This window comes from Streptomyces sp. NPDC027663, assembly GCF_055566415.1.
The window spans coordinates 128,507-143,682 of sequence record NZ_JBVHSK010000006.1 but is presented as its reverse complement, the minus strand read 5'-3'; the positions used below and the strand labels follow the sequence as shown (position 1 = coordinate 143,682).

Here is a 15,176-nt window from a genome sequence, read left to right as displayed (position 1 = left end):
CGAACAGCCCCCGTCAGGTGCGCCAACACCTGCGGGGGCTTGACCAACGAGATCGAAAGCAGTCGATCTGTGGCTGACGCCAAGCTTAGTGCCGCCCCCCTGCCCGCGCACGTGCCCCCGCACCCGATGGCCAATCCGGGCTACGGCAAACGCTCCGCACCGGGCCAACGCCCCCGCACAAACCACGACTTCGCGCACCTCCCACCCCGCGAAGCGGCCATCGCCGCCTACCTCGACCGCCTCCCCGAGGGCACCGACATCTCGGTGAAAACGCTGGCCAAGCACCTCCCGTACGGCCAGTGCGCGCTCCGTACCGCCCTCAACCGCCTCCAGCAGGCCGGCCACCTGAGGCGGGGCCGGGAGCGGCTGGAGACCGACTCGGGGGGCTCCCGCTGGATCACCCGATCGTGGTGGTCCCGTACCGCCCGCGACGACGCCTGGTGGGCGGCGTTCACCCGCGGCGACGTGCCGCGGGACCCGCACCCTCCCGAACGCCCCGGCCCCACCCGTTCCCGCGCCCACGTCCTCCTCGCCGCCCTCGGCCGCACGGCCCCCGTCCTGTCCCTCTCCGCCGCCGACTGCGCCGCGCTCGCCCCGCTGCTGGCGGAGTGGTTCACACGGGGAGCCGCCGACGAGGCCGTGATCCGCACGCTGACCGAGGGCCTGCCCACACCGGTCCACCACCCGGCAGCCCTGGTGCGCCGCCGCCTGATCGACAAGCTCCCACCGGAACCGCTCCCCCGCCCACCGCGCCGGGTACTGGAGTGCGCGGAGTGCGGGGTGCCGGGGCGGCCGGAAGCACTGCCAGGGGGCGTGTGCGGAGGCTGCCGTGGCGAACGCGCCCCCGTACACCCCCGTACGCCTCTGCCCGCCCCCGACATCCGCGCCCGGGCAGGCGAGATCCGGGCTGCGATGTCCCTACGACGACGCGAAAGGACACCCACATGACCGCTCATACGGTCCGGCGCCACAACCCCCGGCACGATGGAGGGAAGGAGGCGACGCCATGACCCCTGACACCGAAGAACGCCCGCAGATGTCCGTCGAGGACTTCGAGGAACTCGTCCGCAGGGCTCCGCGGGAGCTGCGCGACCGGCTGGAGTTCCTCGGCGGCCGCCTGTGCGTACGGCACGGGCCGCTCGACGTGGCGGAGTTCGAGGAACTGGCCGCCGCTGCCCCCGAAACGGTGCGGCTTGAGTACGTCAACGGAAAGGTAGTAGGCCGAGGCCTACCGCAAGGGCCGCGCCGTCACGGACGGTTTCCTCGCCCCCGTGGGCCACTTCAGGGGCCACGGCAACTGGTCGGACACCGACGGCGCCCTCATGGCCGTAGAAATCACCTCGCATGACCGCGACACGGACCAGCGTGACCGGATCGACAAGCCCGTCGGCTACGCAGAAGCCGGCATCCCCGTCTACCTCCTCATGACCACGACAACAACACACTCACGGTGTTCAGCGAGCCGAAGGACGGCCGCTACCGGCAGTCCCCCAGCTGCCGCTGGGGCGCCACGGTCGAACTGCCACCGCCGGTGAGCATCACCCTCGACACCCAGGAACTCAAGGACTACGCCGACTGACCCCGCCTCTCAGGGCCGCTGTTCAACGCCACCGCGAATCCTGTCGACATCAAGTATCTTGATGTCGAGATTACTGGACGCGGCGGAAACGGGGGCTGGCCATGCGACGGGCCGGGGACGGCAAGGGCGGCGGAGACGGCAGGGGTGGGCTGATAGCCCAGCTGCGGCGGCCCCCGGGTGGGCGGGACGCGCGGATCATGCTGCTGGCGCAGTGCGTGGACCGGACCGGGACGGGCATGTGGGCCGCGGCCTCCGTGCTCTACTTCACCTTCGTGAGCGGGCTGGACGCGCGCGCACTCGGACTCCTCCTCGGAGTGGGCGCGATCGCGGGGATCGCCGGGTCACCGCTCGCCGGGCGAGCCGCCGAACGGCTGCCCGTGCGGGACCTGCTGATCGGCTGTCACCTGCTGCGCCTGGGCACGATGGTCCTGCTGCTGGTCGCCGACGACTTCACCACGCTGCTCCTCCTGGTCGCGCTCACGAGTCTGGGCGAGCGGGCTGCCAAGACGCTGGAGATGCTCTTCGCCACCCGGGTCGCCGGTGAGCGGCGCGCCACCTACCAGGCGCTGTTCCGCAGCGTGGCCAACGCCGGATACGCCCTCGGCGCCGGCGTCGCCGCGCTCGGCCTCGCCGTGGGCACCACGAACGCCTACCGTGCGCTGATCCTGGCCAACGCGCTCTCCTACGTCCTGGCCGCCGCGCTGGTCCGGCAGACCAGGGAACCGGCCGGGCACGGGCTGGTCGTGGCACAGAGCGACGGCAGCGGGGGCGGCTCCCCCGCCCCCGAGCCGGCTCCCAGCCCCTGGCGGGACCCCGGCTACCTGCTCTTCGTGCTGCTCGACATCCCGATGAACCTGGACGACGCGATCCTGGGCGTCGGTCTGCCGCTGTGGCTGGTGCACCACACCACCGCGCCGCACGCCGTCGTCCCGGCCTTCCTGGTGATCAACACCGTGCTCGTGGTGGTGCTGCAGCTGCACGTCTCGGCCCGGGCCGAGGGTCCGCGCAAGGCCGCCTCGGCAGTGGGCTGGTACGGCGTGACCCTGCTCGCCTGCTGCCTCGTCCTGGCGACCGCCACCGGCGGTGGGGCCTGGTCCGCATCGCTCGCCATGCTCGCGGCCGCGATGCTGGTCACGCTGGCCGAGCTGCTGCGCTCGGTGAGTTCCTGGGAGCTGGCGGTCAGCCTGGCGCCGCCGCGTGCCCGGGCTTCCTATCTGGGCGTGGCCGGGATGGCGCAGTCGGTGCAGAAGTCGGTGGGCCCCCCGCTGCTGACGGGCGTGGTGATGACGGCCGGTCCGGTGGGCTGGCTGGCGCTGGGTGCCGCCGTCACCGGGCTGAGTCTGGTGCAGCGGCAGGCCGGCCTGCGGCGTCTGACGGCCCTGGCGGCGTCCGCGAGCCCCGGCGGAGCCCGCCGCCTGTGCCCGGAGACGCCCGAGGGCGGTACCCCCGGCCGGAAGCTGGGGGTACCGCCCTCGGAGAAGGACAGGTGATCCGGAAGGATCAGAAGTCCATGTCACCGCCCGGCATGCCGCCGCCGGCCGGCGCAGCGGCCTTCTCCGGCTTGTCGGCGATGACGGCCTCGGTGGTGAGGAACAGCGCGGCGATGGAGGCGGCGTTCTGCAGCGCGGAACGGGTCACCTTCGCCGGGTCGATGATGCCCTCGGCGACCAGGTCGACGTACTCGCCGGTCGCGGCGTTCAGGCCGTGGCCCGGGGTCAGGTTGCGCACCTTCTCCACCACGACACCGCCCTCGAGGCCGGCGTTGACGGCGATCTGCTTCAGCGGGGCCTCCAGCGCGATGCGCACGGCGTTGGCGCCGGTCGCCTCGTCACCCTCGAGCTCCAGCTTCTCGAAGACCTGGGAGGCCTGCAGCAGGGCCACGCCACCACCGGCGACGATGCCCTCCTCGACGGCGGCCTTCGCGTTGCGGACGGCGTCCTCGATGCGGTGCTTGCGCTCCTTCAGCTCCACCTCGGTGGCGGCACCGGCCTTGATGACCGCGACACCGCCGGCGAGCTTCGCCAGGCGCTCCTGCAGCTTCTCGCGGTCGTAGTCCGAGTCGCTGTTCTCGATCTCGGCGCGGATCTGGTTCACGCGGCCGTTGACCTGGTCCGAGGAGCCGGCACCGTCGACGATGGTGGTCTCGTCCTTGGTGATGACGACCTTGCGGGCGCGGCCCAGGAGGTCCAGGGTCGCGTTCTCCAGCTTGAGGCCGACCTCCTCGGAGATGACCTCGCCGCCCGTGAGGATGGCGATGTCGCCGAGCATGGCCTTGCGGCGGTCACCGAAGCCCGGGGCCTTGACGGCGACGGACTTGAAGGTGCCGCGGATCTTGTTGACGACCAGGGTCGACAGGGCCTCGCCCTCGACGTCCTCGGCGATGATCAGCAGCGGCTTGCCCGACTGCATGACCTTCTCGAGGAGCGGGAGCAGGTCCTTGACGGAGCCGATCTTGGAGTTGGCGATGAGGATGTACGGGTCCTCGAGCGACGCCTCCATGCGCTCCATGTCGGTCGCGAAGTACGCCGAGATGTAGCCCTTGTCGAAGCGCATGCCCTCGGTGAGCTCAAGCTCCAGACCGAAGGTGTTGCTCTCCTCGACGGTGATGACGCCTTCCTTGCCGACCTTGTCCATGGCCTCGGCGATCAGCTCGCCGATCTGGGTGTCGGCGGCGGAGATGGACGCGGTGGAGGCGATCTGCTCCTTGGTCTCGACGTCCTTCGCCTGCTCCAGCAGGGCGGCGGAGACGGCCTCGACGGCCTTCTCGATACCGCGCTTCAGAGCCATCGGGTTGGCGCCGGCGGCGACGTTGCGCAGGCCTTCCTTGACCAGGGCCTGGGCGAGCACGGTCGCGGTGGTCGTACCGTCACCGGCGACGTCGTCCGTCTTCTTGGCGACTTCCTTGACCAGCTCGGCGCCGATCTTCTCGTACGGGTCCTCGAGCTCGATCTCCTTGGCGATGGAGACACCGTCGTTGGTGATCGTGGGGGCGCCCCACTTCTTCTCGAGGACGACGTTGCGGCCCTTGGGGCCGAGCGTCACCTTCACGGCGTCCGCGAGCTGGTTCATGCCGCGCTCGAGGCCGCGCCGCGCCTCCTCGTCGAACGCGATGATCTTGGCCATGTGAAGTGGTCCCTCCAGGACTGGGGGTGATTCCTTCGGACCGCGCCCGCGCCCGCGACGGACGGCTCGCCGGCCGCGTGGTTCCTTGCCCCACTTGGCCTGCGGGCCTCACCGACCCGGTCCTTCGTTGTCACTCTCACCTTCAGAGTGCTAACGCCAATGATTAGCACTCGGCATGCCCGAGTGCAAGGCGCACCCGCGAAGCGGGTTCGCCGAAGGGTGGCGGTCCCGGGCGCCGGGCGGGCGCAACCGGCCGGCGCGGCAGGGCACCGTCAGCCGTCCGCGGACACGGGGGCACCGGCACGGCGAAGGGCCCGCACCCTGTGCGAGGTGCGGGCCCTTCGTGCAAGAAACGTTCAGGCGGTGACGCGAACCATGTCGGCCTGCGGACCCTTCTGGCCCTGCGAGATCTCGAACTCGACCCGCTGGCCCTCTTCCAGGGTGCGGTAGCCGTCCATCTGAATCGCGCTGTAGTGGACGAAGACGTCCGCACCACCGTCGACCGCGATGAAGCCGTACCCCTTCTCCGCGTTGAACCACTTGACGGTGCCCTGAGCCATGCCTAACTCCCCTATTACTGGCCCTTGCACAGATCCACACTTCGCGGACCCGGGTCAGACCTCGCCCCCTCAACTGGTCGGGGGCGTGCGCCGGAACGCGTCGACCGCGGCTGAATGTATCTGTCCAACTGCCGTCTGCAACAGGTCAATCGGACGAGAATTCTGGACGCACACGGTCCGAAATGTGGTGAGAATTCGCCCGAATTCAGGGCAAGTCGGGCTCCATAAAAGGAGCAAATGCCGCATAAAACCCGAGTACTTTGGCTACTTCTTGTCGGGCTCTGCGGCATCAATCCAGGGCCCGTGACCCGAAGACCACGGCCGTGTTCCCCAACTGTACCGCGCTCAATCACACAGAATTGCCCCCTCCGCTTCTCTCACGGAGGGGGCAATCGGATGAACAATGGGTAACTGCTGTTACCCAAGGTAATAATCAGCCTCCGGCGACCGCCGGAATGATCGAGACGCCGGCGCCCTCGGGGGTCGCCGTGTCCAGACCCTGCTCGAAGCGGACGTCGTCGTCGTTGACGTACACATTGACGAACCGGCGCAGCTTGCCCTGGTCGTCCAGGACCCGGGCGGAGATCCCGGCGTGGTTCTTCTCCAGGTCGGTGATGACCTCGGCGAGGGTCGCGCCCTCGGCGCTGACCTCGGCCCGGCCACCGGTGTAGGTGCGCAGGATGGTGGGGATGCGAACGGTCACGCTCATGCGAGGCCAGCCTCTCGGAAGGAGTCCAGGGTCGGGCGGATGGTGGCGCTGAGGCCGGTCCCGGCCACCGCGTCGAGGGTCTTCAGGCCGTCGCCGGTGTTGAGGACGACCGTGGTCTTCGCCGGGTCCAGCACGCCGTCCTCGAGCAGCTTGCGGGTGACACCGACGGTCACCCCGCCCGCCGTCTCGGCGAAGATGCCCTCCGTGCGGGCCAGCAGCTTGATGGCGTCCACGACCTGCTCGTCCGTCACGTCCTCCACGGCGCCGCCGGTGCGGCGCGCGATGTCCAGGACGTACGGCCCGTCGGCCGGGTTGCCGATGGCGAGGGACTTGGCGATGGTGTTCGGCTTCTGCGGGCGGACCACGTCGTGTCCGGCCTTGAAGGCGGTGGACACCGGCGAGCAGCCCTCGGCCTGGGCGCCGAAGATCTTGTACGGCCTGTCCTCGACAAGGCCGAGCTTGATCAGCTCCTGCAGACCCTTGTCGATCTTCGTGAGCTGGGAGCCGGAGGCGATCGGGACCACGATCTGGTCGGGCAGCCGCCAGCCGAGCTGCTCGCAGATCTCGTACGCCAGGGTCTTGGAGCCCTCCGCGTAGTACGGCCGCAGGTTCACGTTGACGAAGCCCCAGCCCTCGCCGGCCGGGTCGCCGATCAGCTCGGAGCAGAAGCGGTTCACGTCGTCGTAGTTGCCCTCGATGCCGACGAGTTCGCCGCCGTAGACCGCGGCCATGACGACCTTGCCCTGCTCCAGGTCGTGCGGGATGAACACGCAGGACCGGAAACCGGCCCGGGCCGCGGCGGCACCGACGGCACCGGCCAGGTTGCCGGTGGAGGAGCAGGAGAGCGTGGTGAAGCCGAAGGCGCGGGCGGCCTCCAGGGCCTGGGCGACGACGCGGTCCTTGAAGGAGTGCGTCGGGTTGCCGGAGTCGTCCTTGATGTACAGCCCGCCGGTGACGCCCAGCTCGCCGGCCAGGTTGTCGGCCTTGACGAGCTTGGTCCAGCCCGGGTTGATGTTCGGCTTGCCGGCGACGTCCGCCGGGACCGGCAGCAGGGGCGCGTAGCGCCAGATGTTCGCGGGGCCGGCCTCGATGCGCGCCCGCAGCTCTTCGGTGTCGTAGGCGGAGAAGTCGTAGGCGATCTCCAGCGGGCCGAAACACTCCTCGCAGGCGAACACCGGTCCGAGCGGCACCCGGTGACCGCACTCGCGACAGCTGAGGGCCGCGGCGGGGCCGAGGTCTACGGTGGAACTGCTGGTGGTGGCAACTGTCTGCACAGCCATGGAGGCGAGGCCCTTTCTCCTCATCTTCCTCACGACGCACTTCGCCGTGAGACGGATTTGGCACCTTCCCTAGCCGGGAGCCTCGCGGAAACGATCAAGACTGATCTACGAGAACCGACTGGAGGGTTGCCGGGGCTTCATCGGGCCGTGTCCCTCTGCCCCTCTGGATGAGCTGTATGCGGTTGTGGACGCCGGTGACCCCCGACATGCGATGGTCATCGGCGTTGTTCAAGACTGTAACCGAAGGCCAGGACAGTTGAGATAGTCGTCCGAACCGCGAGATGGATCACACGCTGTCACCGAGTGTGATCACGACAGTGAGGAGCCGCAGACCGTGCTGGAAGAAGTCGAGCGCTGGCTGGCCGAGCGGTCCTGGTCCGTGGCCGATCGACCGCTCCACCGCATCCTGGCCGCCAAGCAGCGCACGGGCCACACGATCAGCGTCGTACTGCCCGCCCTCAACGAGGAGGAGACGGTCGGCGACATCGTCGCGACCATCCGTCACGACCTCGTGGAGAAGGTCCCGCTCGTCGACGAGATCGTCGTCGTCGACTCCGGATCCACCGACCGCACCTCCGAGGTCGCCGCCGGCGCGGGCGCCCGCGTGGTCCACCGCGACGACATCCTGCCCCGCCTGCCCGCCGTCCCCGGCAAGGGTGAGGTGCTGTGGCGCTCCCTGCTGGTGACCGGCGGGGACATCCTCTGCTTCGTCGACGCGGACCTGAAGGAGTTCTCCTCCGACTTCGTCTCCGGGATCGTCGGCCCACTGCTCACCGACCCGGGCCTCGAACTGGTCAAGGCGATGTACGACCGCCCGCTCGGCACCGGATCCGATGCGCTCGCCGCCGGTACGGCCGGCGGACAGGGCGGCCGGGTCACCGAGCTGATGGCCCGCCCCCTGCTGAACATGCACTGGCCCCAGCTGGCCGGTTTCGTGCAGCCGCTGGGGGGCGAGTACGCGGCCCGCCGGTCCCTGCTGGAACAGCTGCCGTTCCCCGTGGGCTACGGCGTGGAGCTGGGCATGCTCGTGGACGCGCTGCACCTGGTCGGCCTGGACGCGCTGGCCCAGGTCGACGTGGGCGTGCGCAGACACCGCCACCAGGACGGGCAGGCCCTCGGCCGGATGGCCGCCGCCATCTACCGCACGGCCCAGCTCCGGCTGGCCCGCGGCCATCTGGTCCGGCCCGCGCTGACCCAGTTCGAACGGGGCGAGGACGGGTTCGAGCCGCGTACCTACTCGGTGGACACCGAGGAACGGCCGCCGATGCTGGAGATCGCCGAGTACGCCGACCGGAAGGTGGCGTGAACGGGCCGTATACGGTCTCTTCCCGGACGGAACGTACGTTTGAGCGTTTCCGGGCCGGGCTAGGTTGAGGCGTATGGCTTCCTCGCGTGGTGCTGCGGAAAAGGCTCAGGTGCTGGTCGCGTCGAATCGCGGCCCGGTCTCCCATCAGGTGAGCGAGGACGGCTCGCTGCACGCCAGGCGGGGCGGTGGCGGACTCGTCTCGGGGTTGTCCGCCATCGGGTCGGACGCGGACTCCGTATGGGTGTGCGCCGCGCTCGGCGAGGGCGACCGGGAGGCCGTACGGCGCGCGGCCGGCGGGCTGCTGCCGGCCGAGGACACCGGCGGGCAGCGGGTGCGGATGCTCGACATCGACGCGACCGTGCACGCCGAGGCGTACAACGGCATCGCCAACTCGGTCCTCTGGTTCGTCCACCACATGCTGTACCAGACCCCGCTGGAACCGGTCTTCGACGCGGAATTCCGGCGCCAGTGGGCGTCGTACGAGGCCTACAACCAGGCGTTCGCCGAGGCGCTCGCCCAGGAGGCCGCCGAGGGCGCGGCGGTGCTGATCCAGGACTACCACCTGGCCCTCGCCCCCCGCATGCTCCGCCGGCTCCGCCCCGACCTGCGCATCGGCCACTTCTCGCACACCCCCTGGGCCCCGCCGGACTACTTCCGTCTGCTGCCGGACGACATCGCGACCGAGCTGCTGACCGGCATCCTCGGTGCCGACCGGGCCGCGTTCCTCACCCGGCGGTGGGCGGACGCGTTCAAGGACTGCTGCCACGCCGTGCTCGGGCCCGGCATCCCCTCCGGCACCCGGATCGGGGTGCACGGGCTGGGCGCGGACGCCGACTTCCTGCGCAAGCGGGCGCACGAGCCCGACGTGGCCGAGCGGATGGCGGCACTGCGGAAGGAGATCGGCACCGCGCCGGACGGTACGGCACGCCGGGCCGTCGTCCGGGTGGACCGCACCGAGCTGTCCAAGAACATCGTGCGCGGGCTGCTGGCGTACGAGCAGCTGCTGGAGGACCACCCCGAGTGGCGGGAGAAGGTCGTCCACGTGGCCTTCGCCTACCCCTCCCGGCAGGACCTCGCCGTGTACCGCGAGTACACCGCCGGGGTGCAGCGGGTCGCGGACGAGATCAACGAGCGGTACGGCACGGCGGACTGGAAGCCGGTCGTGCTGCACGTGAAGGACGACTTCGCCCGCTCCCTGGCCGCGTACCGGCTGGCCGACGTGGCCCTGGTCAATCCCATCCGGGACGGCATGAACCTGGTCGCCAAGGAGGTCCCGGTCGTCTCCGACGAGGGCTGCGCGCTGGTGCTGTCGCGGGAGGCCGGGGCGTACGAGGAGCTGGGCGAGGCCGCCTTCGTGGTGAACCCGTACGACATCGCGGGGACCGCGCGGGCGTTGCACGAGGCGCTGACCCTCCCGGCGGATGAGCGGGCGGAACGCTCCAAGAGGCTGGCGGCAGCGGCGACCGCGCTGCCGCCGGCTCGTTGGTTCCTGGATCAGCTGGAGGCGCTGACCGGTCAGCCGAGCTGAGCCGCCAGGGCCCGCAGGAGTGCGACGACCCCCTCCGGGCCGGCCACCACCAGGTCCGCGCGTTCCGCCAGTTCCGTGACCTCCGTGCTGCCGCTGCAGATCAGGAGGCCGGGGATGCCGTCGGTGCGGAGCTTGTCGATCGCGGCGAAGGCGGGGAGGTCGCCCAGGTCGTCACCGGCGTAGACGACACAGCCGGCGCCGGTGGTGCGGACGTGCTCGGTGAGCGCCACGCCCTTGTCCATGCCCGGCGGGCGGAGTTCCAGGACCAGGCGGCCGGGTTCGACGATCAGGCCGTGACGGGTGGCGAGGTCGGCGAGGGGGGCGCGCAGGGACTCGAACGTGGCCTGTGGGTCGGTGGCACGGCGGGTGTGGACCGCCACCGCGCGGCCCTTCTCCTCGATCCAGGTGCCCTCGCCTGCTCCCGCGCGCTCCAGCAGGGCCGGCAGCCCGGCGCGGACGGCGGCGACGCCGGGGTGCGGGGCGGGGGCGGTGATCTCGCCGGTGGCCGCGTCCCAGCGTTCGGCGCCGTAGTGGCCGAGGACGGTCAGGTGCTCCAGGCCGGGGACGTCGCCGAAGCCGCCGTAGCGGACCGCGACGTCGGCCGGGCGGCCGGTGATCACGGCGACGGAGGCGACCTTCGGGGCGAGGGCGGCCAGGGCGGGTACGGCGTCGGGGTGGGCGCGGGCCTGTTCGGGGTCGGCGACGATGGGGGCGAGTGTGCCGTCGAAGTCGAGGCCGATGACTGCGGTGCGGGGCTGCGCGAGCAGGGTGGCGAGTCCGTGGCGGCCTTGCTGGGTCTGCGGGGTCGGCAGAGGGTCCATACCGCGACAGTATCCGGCGCGGACCGGAGTCACTCCTGGGGCTCCGCCCCAGACCCCGCCAGGGGCTCCGCCCCTGGACCCCACGTCGCCCACCCACCACCCGACTCGGTGGGCCGAAAGGGCACCCTGTGAGGCCGACGCGAGCGGCCCCGGGTTGGTGGGCGGGGACCGGGCTCGGTCGGCCGCGAGGGTGGCTCACAAAGCCGACGCGAGCGGGAATCCCGGCCCGGATGGCGGGCTTCGACCCGGTGGGCCGAAAGGGCACCGCACGAGGGCCGGCGTGGGCTGGAGTCGGATCGGTGGGGGTCAGCGTTCTGTGCGGTGGGCGTCTCGTACCCGTCTGAGTCTGTTCACCGTCACCGGGTCGTGGGCCAGGGCGCGCTCGTCGTCCAGGAGGGCGTTGAGGAGCTGGTAGTAGCGGACCGGGGACAGGTCCAGTTGTTCGCGGATGGCGCGTTCCTTCACGCCGGGGCCGGTGAAGCCCCGGCGCTCCAGCGCGAGGATGGCCTTTTCGCGGCTGCCCAGTTCACCCGGTTCCATGGCGGCCACGGTAGCGCCGGGCAGTGACAGCCGGTCTAGCCGACGTCGCTGCTGTCGGCCGCCATGGCCGTCGACTGCAGCCGGGTCAGCACGCCGGACGGGCTGCCGGCTCCGGTGACCGCCTGGCCGATGTCCTGCTTCACGGCCGCGCTGACCGACGCCCAGGAGGTCTTGCCGACCGGGTACAGCTCGGAGGTGGCGAGCTGGTCCAGGAAGGGGCGCAGGGCCTTGTCCGTGGACTTCTCGGACGCCGCCATGGCGTTGGAGGCGGAGCTGGTGACCGGCAGCAGACCGTACTCGCGCGAGAAGCCGAGCACGTTCTTCTGGGTGTAGACGAAGTCGAGGAAGTCACCGATCTGCTCGGCGTGCCCGCTCTGCTTGAAGCCCATCATCCAGTCGGCGACGCCCATGGACGCCCTGGCCTTGCCGGTGCGGCCCGGCATCGGCACCATGCCGAACTTCACGCCCTTCTTGCCGGCCTGCTGGATCAGCGTGGGGTGCCCGTTGAGCATCCCGACCTGGCCGTCGGCGAACGCGGCGAAGGCGTCCGCACGGTTGAGCTTGCCGGGGGCGACCGGACCGGTCAGGCCCTTGCCGACCAGCTCGTCCTTGAGCCACGTGAAGGTCTCGACGTTCTGCGCGGAGTCGAGGGTGTAGGTGCCGACGTCGTCGGTGTAGCCGCTGCCGCCGCTGAGCAGCCACTGCATGGTCTCGGCCTGTGCCTCCTCGGAGCCGAGCGGCAGCGCGTAGGGGTACTTCACGCCCTTGCTCTTGAGCGCCTCGGCGTCGGCGGCCAGCTGGTCCCAGGTGGCGGGCGGGGTGAGGCCGGCCTTGGCGAACAGGGTCTTGTTGTAGAAGAGCACCCGGGTGGAGGCGGCGAAGGGGATGCCGTACTGCGTGTGCTTCCACTCGCCGGCGTCGGAGAGCTGGGAGATGAAGTCGGCCTGGGTGCGGATGGAGAGCAGGTCGGAGGCCGGGTAGAGCTTGCCGGCGGCGGCGTAGTCGGCGTACGCGCCGATCTGCGCCATGTCGGGCGCGTGGCCGGCGTCGACCATCTCCTTGACCTTGCGGTCGACGTCGTTCCAGGAGTAGACGCTGACCTCGACCTTCACGTCGGGGTGCTTCGACTCGTACTCCTCGGCCAGGGTGTCCCAGTACTTCTTGGAGCTGTTGGCGGAGGAGTCGCCGTAGTCGGCGGCGACGAGTCTGAGGGTCACGTCGGAGGAGCCCGTGCTCCCGCAGCCGCCGAGAACCGCCGTCATGCCCAGTGCGGACACCACCGCGATCGTTCCTGCCGTACGCCGACGCACCCTCAAAACCCCAACCCTGCTGTCTGACCGTTCGATATGTGGACACATAAGGTCTACACCACGCGAGTGGACTAGACCTCTCCCGGGTGGGAGGGCCACACTAGGCCCCGTGGTGAGACATGTCATCGCCCTGGACGTGGGCGGTACCGGGATGAAGGCCGCCCTCGTCGGCGACGACGGCGCACTGCTCCACCGCGCCCGCCGCGCCACCGGCCGCGAGCGCGGCCCCGAGGCGGTGGTCGCGGGCATCCTCGACTTCGCCGCCGAGCTGCGCGCCCACGGCATCGAGCAGTACGGCGAACCGGCCGCCGCGGCCGGCATCGCGGTCCCCGGCATCGTCGACGAGGAGCACGGCACCGCCGTCTACGCGGCCAACCTCGGCTGGCAGGACGTGCCCCTGCGAGCCCTGCTCGCCGACCGGCTCGGGGTGCCCGTCGCCCTCGGCCACGACGTGCGCACCGGCGGCCTCGCCGAGGGCCGGATCGGCGCCGGCCGGGGCGCGGACCGGTTCCTGTTCGTGCCGCTCGGCACCGGGATCGCCGGCGCCATCGGCATCGACGGCCGGGTGGAGTCCGGCGCGCACGGCTTCGCGGGCGAGATCGGCCACGTCGTCGTACGCCCCGGCGGTACGCACTGCCCCTGCGGCCAGCACGGCTGTCTGGAGCGGTACGCCTCCGCGTCCGCCGTCAGCGAGGCATGGGCCGCGGCCTGCGGGGACCCGGACGCGGACGCCGCGGACTGCGCCGAGGCCGTCGCGTCCGGCGACCCGGAGGCCGTACGGGTCTGGCAGGAGGCCGTGGACGCGCTCGCCGACGGCCTGGTCACCGCGCTCACCCTGCTGGACCCCCGCACCCTGATCATCGGTGGCGGGCTCGCCGAGGCGGGGGAAGTGTTGTTCCAGCCGCTGCGGGACGCCGTCCGGCGGCGGGTCACCTTCCAGAAACTGCCCGCCGTCGTCCCGGCCGCCCTCGGCGACACGGCCGGCTGCCTGGGCGCGGGGCTGCTGGCCCGCGATCTCCTCGACTCCGTCCCTGCGACTCCGGAGGTAACCACCTGATGGCCATTGAGCGGAACAGCCAGACTCCGGAGGCGGGCGGCGCGCCCGACGGGGCGCGGGGCGCTGCTGATCAGCGGCTCCGCCGCGCGGCGCGACCGACCCCCACCGGCCCGCAGCTGCTCACCGGCGCGAACGTGGTGCTCCCCACCGGAACGGTGAAGAACGGCCGCGTGGCCGTCGACGGCAAGCACATCGCCGGTACCGCACCAGCCGGCGCCCAGGTGATCGACCTCACCGGCCACTGGGTCGTCCCCGGCTTCGTCGACATCCACAACCACGGCGGCGGCGGAGCCTCCTTCTCCGGCACCCCCGAGGAGATCCTCACCGCGATCCGCACCCACCGCCTGCACGGCACCACCACCCTCGTCGCCTCCACCGTCACCGACAAGATGGACCTGCTGGTCGGCCAGGCGGGCCTGCTGAGCGAACTGGCCGAACAGGGCGACATCGCGGGCATCCACTTCGAGGGACCGTTCATCGCCCCGTGCCGCAAGGGTGCGCACTCCGAGGCGCTGCTGCGCGACCCGGAGCCGGCCGAGGTCCGCAAGCTGATCGACGCGGCGCGCGGCAAGGCGAAGATGGTGACCCTCGCGGCCGAGCTGCCCGGCGGCATCGACTCCGTGCGGCTGCTGGCCGAGCACGGGGTGATCGCGGCGATCGGGCACACGGACGCGACGTACGAGCAGACGGTGGAGGCCATCGACGCGGGGGCCACGGTCGCCACCCACCTCTTCAACGCCATGCCCGCCCTGGGCCACCGCGCCCCCGGCCCCGTCGCCGCGCTGCTTGAGGACGAGCGGGTCACGGTGGAGCTGATCAACGACGGCACGCACCTGCACCCGGCCGCGCTGGAGCTGGCGTTCCGTCACGCGGGCCCGGACCGGGTCGCTTTCATCACGGACGCGATGGACGCGGCCGGCGCCGGCGACGGCCGCTACATGCTCGGACCGCTGGAGGTGGAGGTCAGCGAGGGGGTGGCCCGGCTGGTGGAGGGCGGTTCCATCGCGGGCTCCACGCTCACCCTGGACCGCGCGTTCAAGCGGGCGGTGACCGTCGACAAGCTGTCGGTGGAGGACGCCGTGACCGCCCTGTCCGCCACCCCGGCCCGGCTGCTCGGCCTCTCGGACCGCGTCGGTTCCCTGGAGCCGGGCAAGGACGCCGACCTCGTGGTGCTGGACGCGGAGTTCGAGCTGAAGGGCGTGATGCGGCACGGCGAGTGGGTGGTCGGTCCCCAACTGGCCTGATCCGTCCGGGTTTCCGGAAAAGGCGGCCGACCCGGGACTGGGCCGGCCGCCTTCTCTTTGGCATGATCGAGGCCCCGGAAACCGAAGACAGGTACAGGGACTTCGAGGGAGGTCGGCCC

At 71.1% G+C, this 15,176-nt stretch carries 15 protein-coding genes and 1 riboswitch; of the genes, 8 read left to right on the top strand and 7 right to left on the bottom strand.

Annotated features, from left to right (window positions below; translation table 11 throughout):
- The first annotated feature begins 126 nt into the window (after positions 1–126).
- The 4 genes from ACZ4SF_RS18470 to ACZ4SF_RS18455 all read left to right on the top strand — a co-directional run bounded on the left by ACZ4SF_RS18470 (position 127) and on the right by ACZ4SF_RS18455 (position 3,069).
- On the top strand, positions 127–948 hold the full coding sequence (locus ACZ4SF_RS18470; RefSeq protein WP_468385969.1) for a hypothetical protein: 822 nt from the start codon (positions 127–129) through the stop codon (positions 946–948).
- 58 nt (positions 949–1,006) lie between these two features.
- Positions 1,007–1,348, top strand: coding sequence for a hypothetical protein (locus tag ACZ4SF_RS18465; protein WP_468385202.1), 342 nt, complete (start codon positions 1,007–1,009; stop codon positions 1,346–1,348).
- A 102-nt stretch (positions 1,349–1,450) separates the two neighbouring features.
- Positions 1,451–1,579, top strand: a complete 129-nt coding sequence (locus ACZ4SF_RS18460; RefSeq protein WP_468385199.1) for a hypothetical protein — start codon at positions 1,451–1,453, stop codon at positions 1,577–1,579.
- A 101-nt stretch (positions 1,580–1,680) separates the two neighbouring features.
- On the top strand, positions 1,681–3,069 hold the full coding sequence (locus ACZ4SF_RS18455; RefSeq protein ID WP_468385197.1) for an MFS transporter: 1,389 nt from the start codon (positions 1,681–1,683) through the stop codon (positions 3,067–3,069).
- A 10-nt stretch (positions 3,070–3,079) separates the two neighbouring features.
- Here the strand turns inward: ACZ4SF_RS18455 and groL are convergent, their stop codons facing one another.
- From groL to thrC, 4 genes are all read right to left on the bottom strand, one after another.
- Entirely contained in the window at positions 3,080–4,702 is a 1,623-nt protein-coding gene (gene groL / locus ACZ4SF_RS18450) for a chaperonin GroEL (RefSeq protein WP_184965634.1), read from the bottom strand.
- Between the two features lie 356 nt (positions 4,703–5,058).
- On the bottom strand, positions 5,059–5,262 hold the full coding sequence (locus ACZ4SF_RS18445; protein ID WP_004986573.1) for a cold-shock protein: 204 nt from the start codon (positions 5,260–5,262) through the stop codon (positions 5,059–5,061).
- Positions 5,263–5,695: 433 nt separating this feature from the next.
- Complete coding sequence (locus ACZ4SF_RS18440) at positions 5,696–5,971, bottom strand: MoaD/ThiS family protein (protein ID WP_468385193.1); 276 nt, start codon at positions 5,969–5,971, stop codon at positions 5,696–5,698.
- Positions 5,968–7,251: a threonine synthase gene (gene thrC, locus ACZ4SF_RS18435; RefSeq protein WP_468385192.1), complete on the bottom strand. Its 1,284-nt coding sequence runs from the start codon at positions 7,249–7,251 to the stop codon at positions 5,968–5,970. The genes ACZ4SF_RS18440 and thrC overlap by 4 nt, the downstream gene beginning before the upstream one ends.
- Positions 7,252–7,268: 17 nt before the next feature.
- A riboswitch (SAM riboswitch) is annotated at positions 7,269–7,425 on the bottom strand.
- A gap of 160 nt (positions 7,426–7,585) precedes the next feature.
- On the opposite strand from thrC, the gene ACZ4SF_RS18430 reads away from it, so the two are divergent.
- Together ACZ4SF_RS18430 and ACZ4SF_RS18425 are read left to right on the top strand one after the other, a co-directional pair.
- Positions 7,586–8,557 (top strand): glucosyl-3-phosphoglycerate synthase, encoded by a 972-nt coding sequence (locus ACZ4SF_RS18430; RefSeq protein ID WP_468385190.1) that lies wholly within the window; start codon positions 7,586–7,588, stop codon positions 8,555–8,557.
- A gap of 73 nt (positions 8,558–8,630) precedes the next feature.
- Entirely contained in the window at positions 8,631–10,085 is a 1,455-nt protein-coding gene (locus ACZ4SF_RS18425; protein ID WP_468385188.1) for an alpha,alpha-trehalose-phosphate synthase (UDP-forming), read from the top strand.
- On the opposite strand, the gene otsB is transcribed toward ACZ4SF_RS18425, so the two are convergent.
- The 3 genes from otsB to ACZ4SF_RS18410 form a co-directional block, all read right to left on the bottom strand.
- Positions 10,073–10,906 carry a trehalose-phosphatase gene (gene otsB / locus ACZ4SF_RS18420; protein WP_468385187.1) on the bottom strand — a complete coding sequence of 278 codons (834 nt, stop codon included), beginning with the start codon at positions 10,904–10,906 and terminating at the stop codon, positions 10,073–10,075. The genes ACZ4SF_RS18425 and otsB overlap by 13 nt on opposite strands.
- Positions 10,907–11,212: 306 nt before the next feature.
- On the bottom strand, positions 11,213–11,446 hold the full coding sequence (locus tag ACZ4SF_RS18415) for a DUF3263 domain-containing protein (protein WP_468385184.1): 234 nt from the start codon (positions 11,444–11,446) through the stop codon (positions 11,213–11,215).
- 35 nt (positions 11,447–11,481) lie between these two features.
- Complete coding sequence (locus ACZ4SF_RS18410; RefSeq protein WP_468385966.1) at positions 11,482–12,756, bottom strand: ABC transporter substrate-binding protein; 1,275 nt, start codon at positions 12,754–12,756, stop codon at positions 11,482–11,484.
- A 112-nt stretch (positions 12,757–12,868) separates the two neighbouring features.
- Here ACZ4SF_RS18410 and ACZ4SF_RS18405 point away from each other — a divergent pair, with 112 nt between their 5' ends.
- Positions 12,869–13,813, top strand: a complete 945-nt coding sequence (locus ACZ4SF_RS18405; RefSeq protein ID WP_468385963.1) for an ROK family protein — start codon at positions 12,869–12,871, stop codon at positions 13,811–13,813.
- 116 nt (positions 13,814–13,929) lie between these two features.
- Entirely contained in the window at positions 13,930–15,057 is a 1,128-nt protein-coding gene (gene nagA, locus ACZ4SF_RS18400) for an N-acetylglucosamine-6-phosphate deacetylase (RefSeq protein ID WP_468385960.1), read from the top strand.
- Positions 15,058–15,176: the final 119 nt, after the last annotated feature.